The organism is Catalinimonas locisalis (genome assembly GCF_038039535.1).
Taxonomy (GTDB): domain Bacteria; phylum Bacteroidota; class Bacteroidia; order Cytophagales; family Cyclobacteriaceae; genus Catalinimonas.
This window is the reverse complement of record NZ_JBBPHP010000009.1, coordinates 1-17,997: the sequence shown is the minus strand read 5'-3', so window position 1 is coordinate 17,997 and position 17,997 is coordinate 1. Positions and strand designations below refer to the sequence as shown.

At 40.1% G+C, this 17,997-nt stretch carries 21 protein-coding genes; 8 read left to right on the top strand and 13 right to left on the bottom strand.

Annotated features, from left to right (window positions below):
* Nucleotides 1–15 precede the first annotated feature (15 nt).
* Nucleotides 16–1,749: an alpha/beta hydrolase gene (locus WJR50_RS13550; protein WP_341293827.1), complete on the bottom strand. Its 1,734-nt coding sequence runs from the start codon at nt 1,747–1,749 to the stop codon at nt 16–18.
* 144 nt (nt 1,750–1,893) lie between these two features.
* On the opposite strand from WJR50_RS13550, the gene WJR50_RS13545 reads away from it, so the two are divergent.
* Nucleotides 1,894–2,859, top strand: coding sequence for an ion channel (locus tag WJR50_RS13545; protein ID WP_341293826.1), 966 nt, complete (start codon nt 1,894–1,896; stop codon nt 2,857–2,859).
* 21 nt (nt 2,860–2,880) lie between these two features.
* Here the strand turns inward: WJR50_RS13545 and WJR50_RS13540 are convergent, their stop codons facing one another.
* On the bottom strand, nt 2,881–3,138 hold the full coding sequence (locus WJR50_RS13540) for a hypothetical protein (protein ID WP_341293825.1): 258 nt from the start codon (nt 3,136–3,138) through the stop codon (nt 2,881–2,883).
* 210 nt (nt 3,139–3,348) lie between these two features.
* Here WJR50_RS13540 and WJR50_RS13535 point away from each other — a divergent pair, with 210 nt between their 5' ends.
* From WJR50_RS13535 to WJR50_RS13525, 3 genes are read left to right on the top strand one after another with little or no spacing between them, the layout of a single operon-like run.
* Nucleotides 3,349–3,729, top strand: coding sequence for a helix-hairpin-helix domain-containing protein (locus WJR50_RS13535; RefSeq protein ID WP_341293824.1), 381 nt, complete (start codon nt 3,349–3,351; stop codon nt 3,727–3,729).
* A 42-nt stretch (nt 3,730–3,771) separates the two neighbouring features.
* On the top strand, nt 3,772–4,662 hold the full coding sequence (locus tag WJR50_RS13530; protein WP_341293823.1) for an OmpA family protein: 891 nt from the start codon (nt 3,772–3,774) through the stop codon (nt 4,660–4,662).
* A 24-nt stretch (nt 4,663–4,686) separates the two neighbouring features.
* On the top strand, nt 4,687–5,298 hold the full coding sequence (locus WJR50_RS13525) for a helix-hairpin-helix domain-containing protein (protein WP_341293822.1): 612 nt from the start codon (nt 4,687–4,689) through the stop codon (nt 5,296–5,298).
* A 42-nt stretch (nt 5,299–5,340) separates the two neighbouring features.
* On the opposite strand, the gene WJR50_RS13520 is transcribed toward WJR50_RS13525, so the two are convergent.
* Nucleotides 5,341–5,799, bottom strand: a complete 459-nt coding sequence (locus WJR50_RS13520) for a hypothetical protein (protein WP_341293821.1) — start codon at nt 5,797–5,799, stop codon at nt 5,341–5,343.
* A gap of 136 nt (nt 5,800–5,935) precedes the next feature.
* Between WJR50_RS13520 and WJR50_RS13515 the strand changes: the two genes are divergently transcribed.
* The gene (locus WJR50_RS13515) at nt 5,936–6,883 is read left to right on the top strand and encodes an MBL fold metallo-hydrolase (RefSeq protein WP_341293820.1); all 948 of its coding nucleotides are present in this window, start codon (nt 5,936–5,938) and stop codon (nt 6,881–6,883) included.
* Nucleotides 6,884–6,995: 112 nt separating this feature from the next.
* Here the strand turns inward: WJR50_RS13515 and WJR50_RS13510 are convergent, their stop codons facing one another.
* Together WJR50_RS13510 and WJR50_RS13505 are read right to left on the bottom strand one after the other, a co-directional pair.
* On the bottom strand, nt 6,996–7,799 hold the full coding sequence (locus WJR50_RS13510) for a phosphatidylinositol-specific phospholipase C/glycerophosphodiester phosphodiesterase family protein (protein WP_341293819.1): 804 nt from the start codon (nt 7,797–7,799) through the stop codon (nt 6,996–6,998).
* A 104-nt stretch (nt 7,800–7,903) separates the two neighbouring features.
* A complete protein-coding gene (locus WJR50_RS13505; RefSeq protein WP_341293818.1) occupies nt 7,904–9,298 on the bottom strand; it encodes an alkaline phosphatase PhoX in 1,395 nt (464 codons plus the stop codon).
* A 193-nt stretch (nt 9,299–9,491) separates the two neighbouring features.
* On the opposite strand from WJR50_RS13505, the gene WJR50_RS13500 reads away from it, so the two are divergent.
* Together WJR50_RS13500 and WJR50_RS13495 are read left to right on the top strand one after the other, a co-directional pair.
* Complete coding sequence (locus WJR50_RS13500; protein WP_341293817.1) at nt 9,492–10,142, top strand: YdcF family protein; 651 nt, start codon at nt 9,492–9,494, stop codon at nt 10,140–10,142.
* Between the two features lie 46 nt (nt 10,143–10,188).
* Nucleotides 10,189–10,536 carry a phage holin family protein gene (locus tag WJR50_RS13495; RefSeq protein ID WP_341293816.1) on the top strand — a complete coding sequence of 116 codons (348 nt, stop codon included), beginning with the start codon at nt 10,189–10,191 and terminating at the stop codon, nt 10,534–10,536.
* A 74-nt stretch (nt 10,537–10,610) separates the two neighbouring features.
* On the opposite strand, the gene WJR50_RS13490 is transcribed toward WJR50_RS13495, so the two are convergent.
* The 7 genes from WJR50_RS13490 to WJR50_RS13460 form a co-directional block, all read right to left on the bottom strand.
* Complete coding sequence (locus tag WJR50_RS13490; RefSeq protein ID WP_341293815.1) at nt 10,611–11,300, bottom strand: 3-keto-disaccharide hydrolase; 690 nt, start codon at nt 11,298–11,300, stop codon at nt 10,611–10,613.
* A 105-nt stretch (nt 11,301–11,405) separates the two neighbouring features.
* Entirely contained in the window at nt 11,406–11,750 is a 345-nt protein-coding gene (locus tag WJR50_RS13485; protein WP_341293814.1) for a nuclear transport factor 2 family protein, read from the bottom strand.
* 49 nt (nt 11,751–11,799) lie between these two features.
* Nucleotides 11,800–12,837 carry an SDR family oxidoreductase gene (locus WJR50_RS13480; RefSeq protein ID WP_341293813.1) on the bottom strand — a complete coding sequence of 346 codons (1,038 nt, stop codon included), beginning with the start codon at nt 12,835–12,837 and terminating at the stop codon, nt 11,800–11,802.
* On the bottom strand, nt 12,834–13,535 hold the full coding sequence (locus tag WJR50_RS13475) for a DUF2306 domain-containing protein (protein ID WP_341293812.1): 702 nt from the start codon (nt 13,533–13,535) through the stop codon (nt 12,834–12,836). Before WJR50_RS13475 ends, WJR50_RS13480 begins: the two co-directional genes overlap by 4 nt.
* Nucleotides 13,536–13,753: 218 nt before the next feature.
* Nucleotides 13,754–14,308, bottom strand: a complete 555-nt coding sequence (locus tag WJR50_RS13470) for a hypothetical protein (RefSeq protein ID WP_341293811.1) — start codon at nt 14,306–14,308, stop codon at nt 13,754–13,756.
* Between the two features lie 494 nt (nt 14,309–14,802).
* The gene (locus WJR50_RS13465; protein WP_341293810.1) at nt 14,803–15,378 is read right to left on the bottom strand and encodes a helix-turn-helix domain-containing protein; all 576 of its coding nucleotides are present in this window, start codon (nt 15,376–15,378) and stop codon (nt 14,803–14,805) included.
* A gap of 135 nt (nt 15,379–15,513) precedes the next feature.
* A complete protein-coding gene (locus WJR50_RS13460) occupies nt 15,514–16,374 on the bottom strand; it encodes an AraC family transcriptional regulator (RefSeq protein ID WP_341293809.1) in 861 nt (286 codons plus the stop codon).
* 357 nt (nt 16,375–16,731) lie between these two features.
* Here WJR50_RS13460 and WJR50_RS34205 point away from each other — a divergent pair, with 357 nt between their 5' ends.
* Nucleotides 16,732–16,866 (top strand): cysteine-rich CWC family protein, encoded by a 135-nt coding sequence (locus WJR50_RS34205; protein ID WP_445223465.1) that lies wholly within the window; start codon nt 16,732–16,734, stop codon nt 16,864–16,866.
* 107 nt (nt 16,867–16,973) lie between these two features.
* On the opposite strand, the gene WJR50_RS13455 is transcribed toward WJR50_RS34205, so the two are convergent.
* Nucleotides 16,974–17,615, bottom strand: coding sequence for a LuxR C-terminal-related transcriptional regulator (locus WJR50_RS13455; RefSeq protein WP_341293808.1), 642 nt, complete (start codon nt 17,613–17,615; stop codon nt 16,974–16,976).
* Between the last annotated feature and the right edge of the window lie 382 nt (nt 17,616–17,997).

Sequence of the window (17,997 nt, the reverse complement as noted above, 5' to 3'; positions counted from 1 at the left end):
ATTTTATGAGTTTTGTTAGTATCTCCAGCTGCTTAGGTCAGCGCCTTCAGGAGCAGACTCCTCTATACGTTCAAGAATTTTTGGAACATACATGGTATTATACCGGAGCCGTGATATAGCATTGGGTAATTCCGGGTCACCATTCCAGCAGTGTTCGGCACCATCACCGTAAGCTACCTCACCATCATAGTATGGGTTTTCAGTATTTTCCAGAAAATCTTCCATCAGCATCACTGCATTGTTCAGGTAGTAATTGTCCATATCACCACAGTAGATATGAATTTTTCCTTCAAGCTCAGGTCCAAGCTGATCCCAGTCACGTTCCAGGATGTGCCGCAGATCATAATTCTCTTTCCAGTACTCGGCTACGCTATGATCAATTTTTCCGCTGCGCTTATCCCAGATTGGTTTAGGGTATCCATCCGGACCAGTAGGGGAATAAACCGCCTGCCAGATATCCCACTGCTGCCCTGAGCGACTATTGGTGCCAAGTGCAAGTTCTTTATAATTCATATCCTGCAAAGTTGAACTCACATGCCCCAGATAGTCGCGATGACCGGGGCGTAGTGTTTTTTTGTATTTGCTGGGTAGGTAATAGGCATTAGAATCCTGGTAGATATCCACTACCGTATATGCTCTGAAGTCAATAGGATCGGGGCAGGCAGCAAAACAACCGTTATATTCTTCTGGGTACATCACCTGCGCGGCCAGGGCTTCCCAGCCTCCGGTGGAGCCGCCATAGAGAAAGCGTGCCCAACCTTCTCCGATACCTCGGAACTGCCGCTCAATGTAGGGTATAAGTTCGTAAGTAATGGCATCCCCATAAGGACCAAGGTTAGCAGAGTTTACAGCATAGCTGTCATCATAATAAGGATTCTGATGTTGTATCTCAATGATGATCATGCGGGGAAAATCCGGTCCGGTCCAAGTTTTATAGAAGTCATAGGCCTCCTGCTGCTGAATTTTATTATAGCCCTCCAGGTCAAAACGTTCGCTATAATCCGGTTCCAGGTTTGGGTCAGGAGGCTCGGTACGAAAGCCCTCAAACGTATAGGGAAAGTGGCCATGAAATATGGCTAATGGATAATGGGCGTTGGGGTGCTCTTCAAAACCTTCAGGGAGCAGCACATGCGCACCCAGATACATAGGACGTCCCCAAAACTCACTGAGCAACTCACTCTCTATCTTGATGTGCTTGATGTATTCAGTGTCTTCAGGTTCCTCAATAGGAGGAATTTCATTGTCAAGGCTGATATGTATGGTTTCTTTTTCTGCTGGATCAATGTATACTTTTTGGGGGGTGCTGTAGTAGTTACTGGGAGATCGGTTCCACTGCTGACCCTCGCCCTGGTCCATGGGCAACTTAACGGTATGGCCATTGGAAAGGTTGAAAGTCTCGTATTTGTGCAGCAAAGCCTGAACATAATACTCTCCGGCAGGAATTTCATTGAGCGATTCCAGCGGATAACCAAAAACTGTATCAGAAATGATTGCTTCATCCCCGGCTTTCAACTCATTCACATCTATTCCAAAAACTAGCTTTGTATCTGGTCCATCACTAATCTGAAAGCGAGGTTCGGCCTCATTGTTATCGGAGATCAGTAGCAATATTCTGCCATCCAGGGCTTCTTCACTCAATGAGTCAGGAAAGGAAATGGCAAATTGTAAACTATCTTCACCGCAGGCTGTAAGTAAATAAAGGGGGATAACAGTCCACAGAAAAGCGCACAGGGATTTAATTTTGATCATGAAACTAAGGATTTCTTGATGGTTTGATGAAATCTGATGATAATGTGTATACTTATCTTATCCAATGAAAATTTTGAACGTTCTAATATAAGATGAAATTACTTCTGCCCAACTTTCAAATAGTCTAAAAAAAATATTAATACTGTGGCCCTCAGAGAGTACCTCAACCAATTAAGTCATAATCTGAACATTAATGAGCCTTTTAAAGACCTGGGCTTCGGAAACAAAAGTTTTGAGTTTGACCAGCGTCTGATCAATAAAAACGGCAGTTTTAATGTAAAGAAGAAAGGCAGACCACTACTCAGACCCTACGATGCTTATCATTCGCTTATTACCATGTCGTGGGTTAATTTTTTGTGCCTGGTATGTGCTGCTTACTTTACAGCCAATCTTTTCTTTGCCCTGATCTATGTGATGATTGGTATGGATGAGTTGTCGGTCAGTGAAGGAGCCTTTATGGGTAATTTATACGAAGCTTTTTTCTTCAGCTCCCAAACCATCACTACCGTAGGTTACGGAAGGGTTAATCCGGTAGGTTTCTGGGCAGGCGTTGTTTCTTCCATAGAGTCCTTGTTGGGACTTATGGGCTTTGCGCTCATCACCGGCTTGATCTACGGACGATTTTCCCGCCCTCATGCGCGTATCCTTTACAGCAAAAATGCAATCATTGCTCCCTACCAGGATATCAATGCGTTCATGTTTCGTATTGCTAACAAAAGAAGTAGTGAATTGATAGAAGTTCAGGTGAAACTGGTGTATACCTATTTTGATCACGAACAGAAAAAAAGGGTGTACGAAAATCTGAAGCTGGAGCGTAGCAAAGTAGATTTCCTGGCGATGAGCTGGACTATAGTGCATCCTCTGGATGAAGACAGTCCTTTATTCAGAATAACCAAAGAGAAGTTTAAACAGCAAAATGGAGAGTTTCTGGTATTAATCAAGGGGTTTGACGACTCCTTTAGTCAGGAGGTATATGCCAGGAACTCATATAAAAACGATGAGATAGTGTGGGGCCGTAAGTTTAAAATGGCTTACGGAAGTCATAAAAAGGGAATGGTAGCCCTGTGGATGAATTTGATAGATGATTCTGAAGAAGTGCCTTTAAATTAGTTATTGGTAAGCAGATAGTTTTCAGGCACTCTTCTTCATAAAAGTGATCGGTACAAAATCATCGGTTGGCATTCCAATGTAATAGAGTTGCCAGTTCTTGTCGTACTTTGAAAGTATCTCACGGATACATTCCGCACGATTTTGTTGAGCCTTACAGTCTTTCCAGAAAAAAACTTCTACCCGGAAATTCTGTTTCTTCAACTCCCCATTTACACGGATGTCAACCTCAATATCTTGGTTGCCGGATAAGGGAGGAATAGGTATAGCAATTGATCCCATATGATTGTTATTTGGTGAAAATATTAGCTTATAAACTAAAAATACAATTTTCAGTTTTAACTTTTAACACATAAGATAGGGTTTTTTCAAAGAAAATGTCGTTTTAAGCAAAATTGTACACTTCCGTACGCTGTACACTTCAAACTTGAGCATCTACTTATGCAAAAAGGTATGTTTTTCTTATATTGATCACTGCTAAACCATGAAGATATGTCACGACTAGTCTTAAAAATACTTGCTTCACTTGCAAGCTTGGGTATACTCATTTACTTAATGAGTCGGAATATTAAGGTCTGGGAATTAGAAGTAGTAGATGCCCAGAGCACTGCTCCCGCTCAGCAAAAGCCAAAAGCCGTAAGGAAGAAGACTCCTGCAAAAGCAAGCAGAGATGATCTTAAGAAGATTAAAGGAATAGGACCGGCGATTGAGCAAAAACTGAATGCTATTGGACTAAAAACCTATCAGCAAATTGCCGACTTAACCACCAAGGATATTGAAGAAATAGAAGAAAAGTTAAATGGCTTTGCTGGAAGAATTGAAAGAGATCATTGGATAGAGCAGGCCAGAGCTCTTCAAAAGAAACCGGCATGATCTCAGTGAAACAAGTAATACCATAGATTTTTATTTCAATTCATGAGAATCATATTAATGCTCATTCTGGCAGCCTGGATCAGTCTATGGACCTATTATTACGTTTGCTGGCATCAGGGTCATTGCGGAGGTAATGGGACCGGCACTGATCCCTCTTTGCGTGCCGAAACTGTCTCTCAGCTGATCATTGTGGGCGAAGATCTACAGGCTGAAGCAGGAGAGAATATCAAGTTTGTCCGTTCGCAGGCTATGCCTATTATTCCCGAATCTGCTGATGATGCACTTCTTACCGTAAAAAACTATCTGAATGCTCATGAAGATGAGGGCTTGATCATCACCGGATTTTATGACGATACCGAGACTAACAATTCTCTGCTTCCTAACTTAGGAATGGCCAGAGCAGAAGCTTTCAAAACCTGGCTCAATGATTTTGGTATAAGTCGTGAGCAACTTTTTGTCAACGCACAGGAAAACATAAACTTAAGCTTTGCAAGGGATACGCTAATTGATGGTCTTGCTTTTGAAGTGATAGATGATTTCCCTGATGAAAATAGGCTGGATGAAGAAGAAATAGCCCAACTGGAAGAACTGCTTAAGTCATCTTCTCAGAACCTGTATTTTGCAACTGGAGAAACATCAATTCAGGTAAATGATAGTTTGCGGCAGTATTTGCGTCAGCTTAAGCAATACCTGAATCACCATGATGGAGCTACAATAGCCTTGATAGGACATACTGACAATGTAGGGGATGCCCAGCGAAATCTGGATTATGGTCAGGAAAGGGCTGAGTTTACCAAAGATATTTTAACGAGAGCGGGTATTTCCAGAACACAAATTATTACTGACTCTAAGGGAGAGTCTGAGCCAATTGCCAGCAATGATACTGAAGAAGGCAGAAGTCAAAACCGACGTGTAGAAATCAAGCTTAACTGATGCCGAAACCTAATTCTTAATACTATGATTTTAGATTTGTTTCTTGCAATGGTAGCCCTGGGAGGTTGCGCCTTTATGGGATACCTGATCGGGAAAAAAACAGCAACAAATACTTATGAAACGGTGCTTTACGAAAAGCAGCAGGCTCTGGAAACCGCCCAGCAGGAACAAACTGGAGTTAATGCCCAACTCAGTCGCTGTACCCGAAGGAGAGCTGATGCGGAAAGAAAGTTAGCCGATCTTAAAGCAAAAGTTGAAAGCCTGGAAGTAAAAGCTAAAACAGCAGTGGCACCTGAACCTCAAACTACAGTGGTTTCAGAAAATAATGCTCAGAAAACTAAGCAGGAAGAAGTGCTTGATCGTATCAAAGCCAAGGCTGCGAATATTGATTTTGACCGGATTGGTCGCTCAGCTAAGCATGAAAAAGATGATCTTAAGCTTATTAAAGGGGTAGGCCCTTTTATTGAGCAGAAGCTAAACGCCCTGGGAGTTTATACTTTTGAACAGGTATCCAACTTTAATCAGGATGATGAGACCAAGGTGAATGAGGCTATTGAATTTTTTCCCGGTCGTATCCGCAGAGATGCCTGGGTAAAGCAGGCGAAAGCATTAAAAGACGGTAAAGAGAAGGTATGAAATGATCTAAGCTTTTTCTCACTGCTCCTGAAAGTACAAGGCTTATTGCTGGATTTTCAGCAGTGTAATATCATCAGTTATAGCGTTTGGTTTGCCTCTCAGAATTAACCGAAGTCCCTCACTGCGAAGGTTTAGCGTATCCCGGAAGTATTTACCTTCTCTCTCTACAAAGTAAATTTTAACTCTCTGATTATCCACAAGTTCCCAGCTTCCTTTCTGTATTATGTCATGATTGCTGTTCATAAAGTCAACCTTCAGCTCTGCCCGTTGATCTTCGTACAAGGACAGATATAAACTGATACCCTGATCACTCACGGCAGAGGAGTCAGTAGAAAGTTGAGTAGCTAAAAATTTTTGAGTAATAAGATCAGAAGGAGTAGTAACTGTGGTTTCATAGGTGCCGCTGATTTCTTCGGAAGGATTACCACACGCCATCAGCATGGGTATTAATGAGGCGTAGAGTAAACGTTTAGTAGTAAAAACAGTTAATAGATGCAGCAAATGAAATGAAATCAGATTTGTGAAAGAATTTGATTGTAAGCGAATAAATGTCACTATTTTTCTAACTATGTATTTACTGAACCCAGACTTAAAAACCATAAAAAAGGACTTTAAGGGAAACCTATACCAAAATAAAATGTTTGAAAGCGCTGACTATGCATCAGATGTAGTTCCTTTCAAAAATATTTTAAAGTGGCAACTTAGCCGTAACCCTCAAAAAACCGAAAAAAAAGAAGATGATTTTCGGCTTAAAGTACATCGTAACACTTCTTTTATCACCAGCGATGAGGATTTAATTGTCTGGCTGGGACATGCCTCTTTTTTTATTCGTATCAATGGCATAAGTTTTTTTACCGATCCCTGCCTTAAAGATCTTCCGATCGTCAAGCGGCAGATTGGATTACCCTGTTCAATTTACGATCTGATTGGTATCAATTATCTCCTGATTTCTCACGGACACCGAGACCATTTTGATGAAGCCTCGGTCAATCAGTTGCTTGATCAGAACCCCAAAATGGAACTTCTATTACCACTAAAGATCAGAGAACTCTTGGGGAAAAAGAAGAAGAAGGTCAGCATTCAGGAAGCTGGATGGTGGCAGCAGTATAAGCTAAAGGAAGATGTGGAAGTATATTTTTTACCTGCCAAACACTGGAACCGTCGTTATCTAAACGATCTCAATCGTCAGCTCTGGGGTAGTTTTTTTATCAAAGCCAAAGGCAAAAGTATTTATTTTGGAGCTGACTCAGCTTATGCGGATCATTTCAAGGAAATTAAGCAAGTAATGGGAAGTCCGGATATTTGCATTTTGCCCGTAGGGGCTTACAAACCTTCCTATGTGATGAAATCAGCCCACATGAATCCTGGAGAAGCTGTTCATGCCTTTCATGACCTGGGCGGTAAAGTGATGATACCTATGCACTATGGTACTTATGATTTGTCGGATGAACCTATGGGGGAGCCGGTGAGTATTTTAAAAGATCTTGAAAAGAGAGGAAGTATAAAGGGTGAGCTTAAGCTTCTGGATGTAGGAGAAAAATTTATGCTGAGTCAGGAAGAGGTTCTGCCAAATACAAAAAGCTGAGAGAAGCTCTCAGCTCTTTGTGACCGTCCATTATGAAAATCAAATCTACGTTGGTAAATGTACGATAGTAGTGTGTTCTTAATATTAACGCAATGTTAAGTTATCATAAAGCCTAGTGGCTGCTGGTATATCCTCTGATCAGAAAATCCTGTAACTCGCTCAGTTTGTCAGTATTGATCAGGTCTGTCTCAGCCTGCATGAGCACCTTCCAGGTGTTTACATTTTCTGGGGACGCCCATAGCCTTACTTTTTTGTCTTCGGCATGTGCTTTAGCAGTAAGCTCTGTAAGTTTCTGCATTTCCTGATTGGGTATGGCTCCTTCTCCATTCCAGTCTACCACTCCCCTGAAATGCTGACTGATAAAGGGCATCAGGGCGCTTGAATAATCTTTGCCAAGGTCTTCGGGTCTTCCATCAATGCCTACCAGGCTTTTTTCTTCATTTTGTACAGTTGCTATAGGACGGTTTCCTGAAAGGAAAATAGTGACAGCTCCTTTTTGAACTTCATCATTTTCAAAGTGAGAGAGAATAGAAGTGTATTCAGCCAATTGATCGCGAAGCACTTCGTAAGTGGCTTCCGCCTCTGTTTTAATGTCAATCATCAGATAAAAATCTCCTTCATAATCGGGATATATTTTGCCTCTATGGTTATGGACAATGCGTTGCAGCGGGTCCAGATACAATTCCTTAAGGGTAGGCAGCGCATGATCACCCTGAGGCATATCATGTCCCACATACAGTTCTCCGTCTATGAGCAAAACATCAGCCTCAACGCTGGTAAAGCCATGAGCGAGAGCATCTAAAAGCGGGCGCTCGTGATTGTAGTCGTTATGCGCATGCGCATGTGGCAAAGGAATAACCTGTGCCTGTATGCTCAAAGTGAAGAAAAATGAAAAGAATAAGAGCAAATTTTTCATAGACGTAAAGCTTGATTAAGAAAGAGTAGCAAACAACTACAAATTAAAAAGGAATCTTATCAATATCAGACAAGATTCCTTCATATGAATTTAAGCAATTAGGGTCAGGCTTGTTTTTTCCAGGGTCCACTGATAGCCAGCGTAAGGCCTGCACCCTGTATATTGACAAAGTAGGTATTACCAGAAGGAGAGAATACGCCTCCGGCAAATTCACTTCTGTACCCTACGTTTTCGGCCAGTTTATAGAATTCTCCCTGCTGTGTTACGCCCACTACAAAGGGTTCAGGGTGATCTTCGCAAAGGATAAGATCTCCCCAGGGAGCCACAGTTAGGTTATCGCAGTTTTTCAGAATATCCTGGTCATTTGGTTCCAGGAAGAGCTCTAACGTGCCGGGAGCTTCCTTTTCACGATCAGTTCCCTCATAAATGCTGGGCACATAACGGAACACTTGACCGCTGCCAATCTCGCCTCCGTTGGTACAGGCAAAGTACAGCTCATCATCACCAAACCAAGTACCTTCTCCCCGGGCAAAGCGTGCAGCTCCGCTTTCAAAACCTCTTAGTCGCAAATCATCTTCGGGTGATTCTACATTGTCAATGTCCAGCCACTCGACTTCCATCTTCTGGTTTTGAGGCATCTTTGGTGTTTTCAGATCTTTCCAGTTACGGGTATCAAAACTTTTCTGTTCTTTGATAGCGAGTACCTGTAACTTTCCTCCTTTGTGTAGTTTCTTCTCCTTATTGGGAAGGAAGCGATAGATCAGGCCATCACCCCGGTCTTCGGTTTGGTACACGATGCTGGTCCGCGGATCAACACATACCGCTTCATGATTGAAACGGCCCATCTCTTTCAAAGGAACAGGGTCGGCGAGTTTTATTTTTTCAGAGGCAGGCACCTCAAAATTATAACCATGATCTTTTTCCAGTCCTTCTCCAGCACGGCTGGTATTTTCTTCACAGCTGATCCAGCTTCTCCAGGGAGTCATACCCCCGGCACAGTTACGTACAGTACCAGCCAGACTAAGGTAAGAAGTTTCTACTTCACCTGTTTTTTCGTTGAAAATAATGGTGGAAGTACCACCCGTTCCTGGCATATTTCCTTCTCCATAATCATAGATTTGTTTAGGCTTCAGTTGGCTGAGCAATTCCAAATTTTTACCATAAGGCCCCTTCTCGTCTCCGGGATTAGTTTCGTGGTTACGGATCAGGATCATTTTGCCATTGCTGCCGGGGAAAGTAGCCATTCCATCCGGATTTCCACCACTAAAGAAGCCGTCGCTCATCTTATCTCCCTGCCGGGAAATTATTTTGTATGAAAAACCTTTGGGCAGGTTTAGAATTCCCTCAGGGTCAGGTACTAAGGAGCCATACCCGGCATTATTGGCCGCAGGGGTTAAAAACGACTTGCTATTCACATATTGGGTGAGTCCCAGAAATCCAAGGCTTACCAGTCCGGCAGACTTGATGAATGTACGTCTATTTTGTGTATTGTATTGCATTTTTCAGATTAGGTTGATTAAAGATCAAAATTACATCAAATAAGTAGGTAGCCCAGCCAGTTGGGTTTATGAAATTGTTAACATAGTATTAAGATTATTTTGCATTAGCAGTTGAGTAAAGTATAGAGTAATTATTATAATGTTCAGTGTGGGTTTCAGTACCATTAAAGCTAAAAATACTAAATTGTGCACTATGGACAAAAACGATTGTATACAAACTATTTGGAACTATCATCTGATGCATCATCCCCTACAGAAGGCAGAGTGTATCCTCACATTAGGAAGCCATGATTTGCGGGTAGCTGCCCATGCCGCTGACCTTTACCTAGAGGGCTGGGCCGATTATCTTATTTTTTCGGGAGGTCTGGGCCGGCTTACCGAGGGGATGTGGGAACGCCCTGAAGCTGATGTATTTGCGGAAGTAGCGATAGAAAAAGGTGTACCTGAAAAAAAAATTTTTCTGGAAAACAAATCTACAAATACCGGGGAAAATCTCCGATTTACCAAGCAGGTGATGAAAAGAGAAGGTCTTAATTTTCAGAAGTTTATCGTAGTGCAGAAGCCTTATATGGAAAGACGAGCTTTTGCTACTTTCAAAAATCATTTTCCTGATAAAGATTGCCTGATTTCTTCTCCCCCCCTGGACTATACATCCTACTGTATTGCCAATGATCCTGAAATCAACCATGAAAGAGTGATCCATCTGATAGTCGGTGATCTGCAACGTATTAAAGTATATGAGGAAAAAGGTTTTCAAATACCGCAGGAGGTGCCCGATGAAGTTTGGAAAGCTTATGAGATATTGGTTGACCAAGGATATACTGATCATCTTATTGCCGAATAAGGATTTTTTAGCCATCTTCATGGAATTATCAACCGAACCAACAATTATGCTATCATTTATTATCAAATGGGTGCTTTCGGCAGTTGCAGTATTGATCGCTGCTTATATATTGCCTGGCGTGGCAGTTGAAAGCTTCTGGGCAGCACTCCTCGTCGCTGTTATTCTATCACTCTTTAATGCTGTTTTGCGTCCTATCTTAGTCATTCTGACTATTCCGGTAACTGTTCTTACTTTAGGGCTATTTCTCTTAGTCATTAATGCAGTAATCGTACTCCTTGTGGATGCGATGGTAGGCGACTTCTATGTCTCTGGCTTTTGGTGGGCTCTGATTTTCAGCCTGGTGATCTCTATTCTGGGCGCTATTTTTGACAATATCGCGGAGAGTATAGGCTAAATTTAAACACGCGTCTGTTAAATTGTAATAACCTCTTATTCAGTACTATAAGAGGTTATTAAACTTAATGAAAACTAAGGTAATACTTTGATCATCACATTCCGAAACCAGATCGGTGCTCCGGCATGCTTGCCCTGTAGTCCGATTTTGCCATAAGTAGGCAGTTCGGCAAATGGCGTGCTGAGCCATGAAGGAATTTCAGAACCATCAGGATTGGTTTTAGCGGATGTCCACTTACTCATGTCCATTTCGCTCACCATTACCCCATTAAGCATCACCCAGATCATCTTGTCCTTACAGGTAATGGTATATTTGTTCCATTTTCCCGGCTTCTTTACCTCACTGCTTTTAGGTGCCAGATGTCCAAAGATAGCACCTGCCTGCCAGGTAGGGTCAGCTTTGGCCCATTGCTCGGCATAGTCGTCGGCAATCTGTATTTCTACTGAGTTAGGAATCCAGTTCTCAGTATTGCTGGCATAGACAATCACACCACTGTTGGTACCCTCAGCGGTTTTAAATTCTAGATCAATAATAAAATTGTCGTAATCTTCCTCAGTCCAGATGGCCTGATCTTCAGTTGCGGTTAGCACTCCATCTTCGTAAGACCATACTCCTTCAGGGTAAACAGCATCGGAGAGGTTGGGCTGAAAAAGCATCTTCCAATCTTCTCCTTTGGTATTGGGGTGCTTTTTGGGGGGTACCTGGGCAAAAGATTGGGAAGTGATGGTAAAAATTGTAGTTAGTGTGAATAGTAATCTTAGCATAGTATGTAAAAAGTAAGGAATTATAATTAACTTTTAAACATACTGATGAAGAGTAAAAAAGCAAAATGAATTAGCCAGGAAGCTCCTGAGGGGTTGAAAAATTAGTTATTTTACAATCATCTGTCCGGCAAATGACTGAAAGATGATTTTACCATTTTTAATCACGAAAGTATCAGAAGCAAAGGGTATACTAAGACTGTTGGATTCTCCAGACCACATTAGCAGAATATAATCTTCCTTTATAAGCTGTTTAAGTATATTTAAAGTAGAGCCGGGAGGAAAAGCTACAAGAAGATTTCTGAACTCGCCTTTGATCGCATCAATACCCTTAAATGCACCATTTGATGTAATAAAAACTGATTCTTCTGAATAGTCTTGAATGAGTGCTTCCAAGTTACCGCTCCCAAGTGCTTGCAGGTGATTTGTTAATATTTCTTCTTTTTTTTTCATTTTTAATATTGTCTTTTGATCCGAAATATCTCTTGGTTAAAAAGCTGCATTATTTTATAGCTATGCTTTCCTGTTTTTTTGTAGATATACCGTTGACATTTGATCTTTTATACGCCAGTTTCTGCTTCATAAATTCTTCAGCAGTAGTAAGATGAATGCCTAATTGCTTTGCAAGTTCAGATGAGTCAATGATGCTTTCTTCAGTAGCCTGCATGTAATTAAGTTTCATAATGTTGGCAGCATTAGGGAAAAAAGGATCCATAATATTTCCTAATAATTTCATAACCCATGCGGGGGTATGCTTTATTTTTAATTTCTTGTCCAATACTTTTTCAAAAATAGATTTGACATCCAGCGCACTTAGAGCATCCGGCCCACCGAGTGGAATGATCTTGTTCATGAGCGCTGGCTCATCTACTGCTTTAGCAATAAATGCTGCAACATTTTCTGCACTAATGTAGGTGTGCTGTACATTCCCTTTACCAATGATACCGATCTTACCCTGGTCCACATCATCTTTGATTGAATTGTAAAATATTTTCACAAACTTAAAATCACGTTTCACTAGTGGAGCCTCATCATCCAATGTCGGCAGGCTGGTACCCATAAAAGTAAAATACACATCCATAAAAGCATCTGGCTGGAAGATAGTATAATTCAATCTGCTGTTGATGAGGTGCTCTTCTACCACTCTTTTTGCCTTGGCAAGAGGCAACCACTGCTCCATAGCAGTTGATGTAGGCTTCACAGAAGTAAAGATGAAATGCGCAATGCCTAACCTTTTAGCCTCGTTAATCAGCTCAGTATAGCCTCTAGTATCTATTTTTTTTATCGTATCCGTCTTCTTGCGAGGTACAGCGGAAGAGGTAGTTGTAATGATAGTTTGGACACCTGTCAAAGCAGGTATAATGCCGTTTACATCACACAAGTCGCCTACAAATACTTCCGGTTGGTGGGGTAGTAAATGTTGAAAGCGTGAATCCTCCCTAACCAGTATGCGGATGTTTTGGTAACCAGCATCAGTCAGTTTGCAGAAAATGCGCGTACCGAGTTGCCCGCTGGCTCCGATGAGTAGTATCTTTTTCATGAGCTTATTTCTTGCTTTGTATAAATAAAAGCCTCCTTTGTAAGATTAAGCTTTGGACGTAAGTCAGATTTTCCTTTGTTATTAAATAGTTGAGAGTGACTTAATTGAATCAATAATTCTGTAATCAATAATTGAGGAACCCAACAAAGCCAAGCCATGATTACCGTATCTTCAAAATCCATTGTGTCCATGATTTGACGACCGATTCGGTAAGAGACAAATCCAAAAGTGACAACGTAATTTCTTATCATCCATTCCTTATGCTCTTGGACAAGCTTTTTCCTGATGGTTATAAAAGCCATAGTTACAGTAATTAGCCAGGCAATTGCTAAACCGGTAGTTCCGGTACTAAATACAAGGTTGTGATGCGTGATTCCCATATAAAGGCCAATACTGGCACTTATAGCGACTGAGCTGATATAAATACGACCTAACCATCGGTGAAAGTGAAGATACTTTGTGCGTAGTTGTTTCCAGAATTGTAATGGGCCTAATAGTATTGCAATAAAGCCGAGGCCAATATGAGGAAGTAAGAGTAAAGCTGTTAACTTCTTCTCTTCAGGATACTCTGCAAAATATCGCAAGCCATGTATTCCTTCTTTTAATCCAAAAAAAACAACTATTGAAAAAGCTATAAAAGATAGAACCTTGAAGAAAGAATAATTTTTGGATGGAATATAAAGACCCTGCTGTTTCATTTGTTTAAGCTTTATAAGAGTAAATAAATATACAGTCGGAGTAGTGTCTTCAATTTAGGGACATATTCACCAAAATATTTGTGCAGTGGTATCAAATATTTGTTCACTGGTTACATAAGGCTTGATTTCTATAAGTTGAACATACATTTAAACCTAAGCCAAAGGTTAGTATTGATCATTAAACTATATGATGCAAACAATCATAATCATCCTTTCCTTCAAGGTAATTTTTTACTCATATAAGTGAGTAGGCTATCTGCCTGGACTTTAAAATTTGCCAGGGTAATCTCAGGTTTTTGTTGAAATTGAACTGCCAGAACTTTGTCTCCTCGGTATGCTTCTTTTTCCCAGGGGCCGCTATGGTACATATTACTAAGTTGTCGCTTTTTGCCTAGCCAGACTACTGTATTGGGTTCCAAAAGTTTTAATTCACCTTTTGCATATTGTTTAACATGTATCATTTCATGGGCAAGCACAGTCTGCTTCTGCCTTTCGTTTAAGTCCTGATTAATTCGCACCATGATGATATGATACCCATCTTTTTCCAGTACATTTCTACAAACTGTTAACCCATCAAATCCCTCTGGAATAATAGTAGTGTAGATGACTGTGAGGTGAATATTTTCTTTGATATTCAACTGATCAAGATACCAGCGTACCTGCCTCTCACTAGGCATGGGGTTTTCAGTTCCACCAATTTTTACAATAGGCTGGGCAAACACACACTGGCAATGGCCTAGCAGGTATAGGGTCAATATGCAGAACAGTCTCATTAGTTTGGGGGTAATGATGAAAAATTCAACTGCCTTTATGAAAGTATTTTATTTGATGTTACTTCATTGATAAAGTTCAGGCCAGTTGGTAAAACCTAAGGTAGAGATTAAGAAAAAAAGGGGCTATTACTTATGTGTCAAATAATGGTAAAAAGGTAACCTGAAGTCACTTATACAGGCTTGATATGCTTAATAGGTAGCTATAAATAGCAAATAGCCGCGAGGCATAACCCCGGGCTATTTACTAAAACGCAAATGATCAGGCTACTGGAGCCTGCGATAAATCTTAAAAATGCTTTACAATGGGTTTTTAAGTGTATCTGAAGACGTTCAATGTGTTATTTCTCTATTCAATTCAGCCTCAAATGAGAACTTTTTACTAAATGATATCAGTATAAAATCAAGAAGTTCTGATAAGGGTAAGTTATGGTATTCACCAATAGGATAAGTAGGACTTACGTTTCATATGCTGGTAATTTTGTTTCACGCAGGGATTAAACTGGTAGATAGCTCATGATTTCAACTTTTTTGTATTCGGAAGGGCAAACTCCAAAAACTTTTTTAAAGCACTTACTAAAATGTGACAGGTCATTAAAGCCAGTTCGGTAAGCAACCTCAGAGACGGTTTCATTTCCCAGTAGAAGTAAATAGGTAGCCTTATGGAGTCTGTAGTTTCGGATAAATTCAGAGGGGGACTGGTCAGTATAATATTTCATCAAACGGTAAAGGTGTACTCTACTCATACCCATCTCATGACTGAAAGAGGATACATCAAAGTCAACATCGGTAATATGCGCTTCCATAATGCGTTCAGATTTACAAACAAACGGCTCCCTCCCTGAAACAGCATCTCTTTTTTTGACTGACGGAAAAGCTGCATTGGTATAAAGCTCGTTGAGCTTATTCCTCTGTTGAAATAAAACATCCTCCCAAATAGATAATTCATCAAACTTAGACTTTAATATCCTTGGGTCCTCATTGCGATCAAATAGCAACGCTTGTTTTGTATTTACAGGTTTAGCGATTTTTTTGATGCAATCATGCCACCAGGATTTTTTTGCTTTTAACATAACTAGTAAAGGTTAAAGAGTATACAAGTGGGGCAGGGGACCCTTCATTTTGCAGGGAGGTACATATGCTCTTATACGGGTATTTAGTCTCTAAGATATACTAGTCGCTGTTAATTTCATTGTAAAAAACGGACATTATTCAAGTGACTGAGGAAAATTAAGATAATCTTGTATCAGAGGATTTATACTCTTTTTAAACTCATAAGGTGTTTGTAATGTCTTCTCTTTAAAATCGTGGACCAGATGTGCGCTATCATAATAGCCGGTTTTAAATGCCAGGTCCTCTATTTTGATCTCCGGACATTTTTGAAGCAGTTCTGTAACATGCTGCCACTGCCACATTTTAGCATAAACTTTTGGTGAAATTCCCACCTTCATGATAAACTGCCGATTGAGGGTGCGTTCACTCATGCAATACTGATCGGCCAATTCTTTTATCCTGATCATTCCTTTTCTGTTGATAATTGTATTAACAGCATGGTAAATAGGGTCATTCATTATCAGTATTCTGTCAGGAAGAGATTTGAGAAGTAAGTGCTCCAAATAATTGTTCCCGAGAATATTGATCTGACGATCTTCTTCCAGGGTACTTAAGCACTTTCCTGCTTTACCTAACAACTGACTAATAGGATGCTGGTGATTTGTGAGCTGATCCATAGGCGCTTTAAATAAATGGTAACCAATCACCGGATGTATTTTCATTGCATGTCCTCTCCCTTGACCTCTGGCCTCAAAAATGGGAGTAGTTTGAGAGAACAGCCCCCCTATGTACAGATGATAGGCCTGACTTTTAGGAAAATCATAATTTTTAAAATTATACCAAAAGTTCTCACCAGTGTAAAAGTTAAGAATGAGAAAACCATATGTAGGAAATACAAGCTGAAGTGGCTCATCCACATCAAACTCAGATATAGAATACAAAAAAGAGTAACCGCTTATTACTTTGGCACATGAACTGAATTTCAACTGCGAAACTGGGGCGGGTTGTAGTTCCATAAGCTATTTACTTAACATACAAAAACTCCTGATTAAGCTTCATGCTCATGAAAGAAAGATAATCAATATTCAGATTTATTTGAAGTATCTCAATGTTAGATCATTCCCAGGTTGAAAGTGAAAAAATGTCTTTTTCATGAAGTGTAATTCTTATGTTAGATAAGTGATTTTCCCTATTATTACCTATGTTCTTTTTATAAAACTATTGTTAGTAATTTTACTGTGGGCTGGGAAGAAATTAGAGATGCAATACAGAGAATGGTAGCTGCTGCATCAGGCATGTGTGAACTTGTGAGTAATCCGGCAGTATAATATATTGGGTGAGTGTGAAAAACATACTCACCTCTAATTTTAAAGATGTCTTTACACAAAATTACATATTGTCCTCGCTGCATGAGTGCTTTTGAATGCAAACCGGGTAATATCGGTCAGTGTCAATGCTACGAACTGATACTTAGCGTCAAAGCCAAAGAATATATTCGTGAGCAGTAAGATTGCTGTTTATGTAGAAACTGTCTGGAAGAAGTGGAGCAAATCATCAAATCTGAAAGCTAAAGAATATCTGTCTGCGCGATAGAGTTTGATGATAGGATAAAAACCTAATCTATAGTAATGATTTTCATGCTCATGGCTTTTACGATCATCTCTACCGGAGAAGTAGCGTCCAGCTTCTTAAGAATATTTTTGCGATGAGCATTAATGGTATGTGGACTTAAGTTTAGTTTAGAAGCAATCTCCTGCGTTCCCATACCTTTGGCAATGTAACGGATAATTTCTGCTTCTCTTTCACTGAGCTCACCCGAAGCGGTATCGGCATTGGATTTATAAACCTTATGATTCATTAGTACATCCAATACTCTGTTGCAGAAAAATTTTTGCCCTTTGGCAATGGCATGAAATGCATTCAGGATTTCCTGTTCGCTACAGTCTTTGGTAAGAAAAGCCAATACTCCAGCTTCCAGTACCTGCATAATGTGTTCCTGGTCAGCGGTAATGATGAAGATTTTGAGCGAAGGGTGTGCATTGGATATTGCCAGGCAGTCATCTGCCGAAAAGCCTTTCAGATTGGTATAATCAAGTACCAGTACATCAGGTGTGTGCTGAATTAACTGCTTTTCCAGCGCTTTTTTACTATTTACCTGGCCAATAATTTTGAACTGCTTCTCTCCCGAAAGAAGATGTTTTATTCCAGCAACGGCTAGTTCCTGATTATCGGCTAAAAGTAATTGAGTCAATTCCATTTTTGAAAAACAAAGCAGTCACAAAAAAATGAAAAGTATAGTTGAACCCGTTCAACCACTTCATTTTGCTTAATTATACTTCCTTAAATTTATTTAAACTAATTTTAAATTAGGTCAAAGCTAATTTTTAGATAAGAAGAATGCAATGCATAGAGACAATTTTTAGAAAAAAAATGTGTAGCAACTCCTTAATGAAAGCTCTTTTCAGATTTTCATGCATTTACACAACTATTGTATATACAATATACGTATATACTTATGTTTGGGCATAAATAATATTTTAGAGTTTAATCAATAAAAATATAGGTGGTGTTACACAAAGTATGAAAGATCAAACGTAACCAAAGTTGATGTAAAAGAAAGCGATTTCAAAAGCAATGAT

Bases quoted from the DNA above. Each gene is read 5' to 3' on its own strand.
- WJR50_RS13550 (WP_341293827.1), bottom strand. From the start codon at position 1,749: ATGATCAAAATTAAATCCCTGTGCGCTTTTCTGTGGACTGTTATCCCC.
- WJR50_RS13540 (WP_341293825.1), bottom strand. From the start codon at position 3,138: ATGGGATCAATTGCTATACCTATTCCTCCCTTATCCGGCAACCAAGAT.
- WJR50_RS13535 (WP_341293824.1), top strand. From the start codon at position 3,349: ATGTCACGACTAGTCTTAAAAATACTTGCTTCACTTGCAAGCTTGGGT.
- WJR50_RS13530 (WP_341293823.1), top strand. From the start codon at position 3,772: ATGAGAATCATATTAATGCTCATTCTGGCAGCCTGGATCAGTCTATGG.
- WJR50_RS13525 (WP_341293822.1), top strand. From the start codon at position 4,687: ATGATTTTAGATTTGTTTCTTGCAATGGTAGCCCTGGGAGGTTGCGCC.
- WJR50_RS13515 (WP_341293820.1), top strand. From the start codon at position 5,936: ATGTTTGAAAGCGCTGACTATGCATCAGATGTAGTTCCTTTCAAAAAT.
- WJR50_RS13510 (WP_341293819.1), bottom strand. From the start codon at position 7,799: ATGAAAAATTTGCTCTTATTCTTTTCATTTTTCTTCACTTTGAGCATA.
- WJR50_RS13505 (WP_341293818.1), bottom strand. From the start codon at position 9,298: ATGCAATACAATACACAAAATAGACGTACATTCATCAAGTCTGCCGGA.
- WJR50_RS13500 (WP_341293817.1), top strand. From the start codon at position 9,492: ATGGACAAAAACGATTGTATACAAACTATTTGGAACTATCATCTGATG.
- WJR50_RS13495 (WP_341293816.1), top strand. From the start codon at position 10,189: ATGCTATCATTTATTATCAAATGGGTGCTTTCGGCAGTTGCAGTATTG.
- WJR50_RS13490 (WP_341293815.1), bottom strand. From the start codon at position 11,300: ATGCTAAGATTACTATTCACACTAACTACAATTTTTACCATCACTTCC.
- WJR50_RS13485 (WP_341293814.1), bottom strand. From the start codon at position 11,750: ATGAAAAAAAAAGAAGAAATATTAACAAATCACCTGCAAGCACTTGGG.
- WJR50_RS13480 (WP_341293813.1), bottom strand. From the start codon at position 12,837: ATGAAAAAGATACTACTCATCGGAGCCAGCGGGCAACTCGGTACGCGC.
- WJR50_RS13475 (WP_341293812.1), bottom strand. From the start codon at position 13,535: ATGAAACAGCAGGGTCTTTATATTCCATCCAAAAATTATTCTTTCTTC.
- WJR50_RS13470 (WP_341293811.1), bottom strand. From the start codon at position 14,308: ATGAGACTGTTCTGCATATTGACCCTATACCTGCTAGGCCATTGCCAG.
- WJR50_RS13465 (WP_341293810.1), bottom strand. From the start codon at position 15,378: ATGTTAAAAGCAAAAAAATCCTGGTGGCATGATTGCATCAAAAAAATC.
- WJR50_RS13460 (WP_341293809.1), bottom strand. From the start codon at position 16,374: ATGGAACTACAACCCGCCCCAGTTTCGCAGTTGAAATTCAGTTCATGT.
- WJR50_RS34205 (WP_445223465.1), top strand. From the start codon at position 16,732: ATGTCTTTACACAAAATTACATATTGTCCTCGCTGCATGAGTGCTTTT.
- WJR50_RS13455 (WP_341293808.1), bottom strand. From the start codon at position 17,615: ATGGAATTGACTCAATTACTTTTAGCCGATAATCAGGAACTAGCCGTT.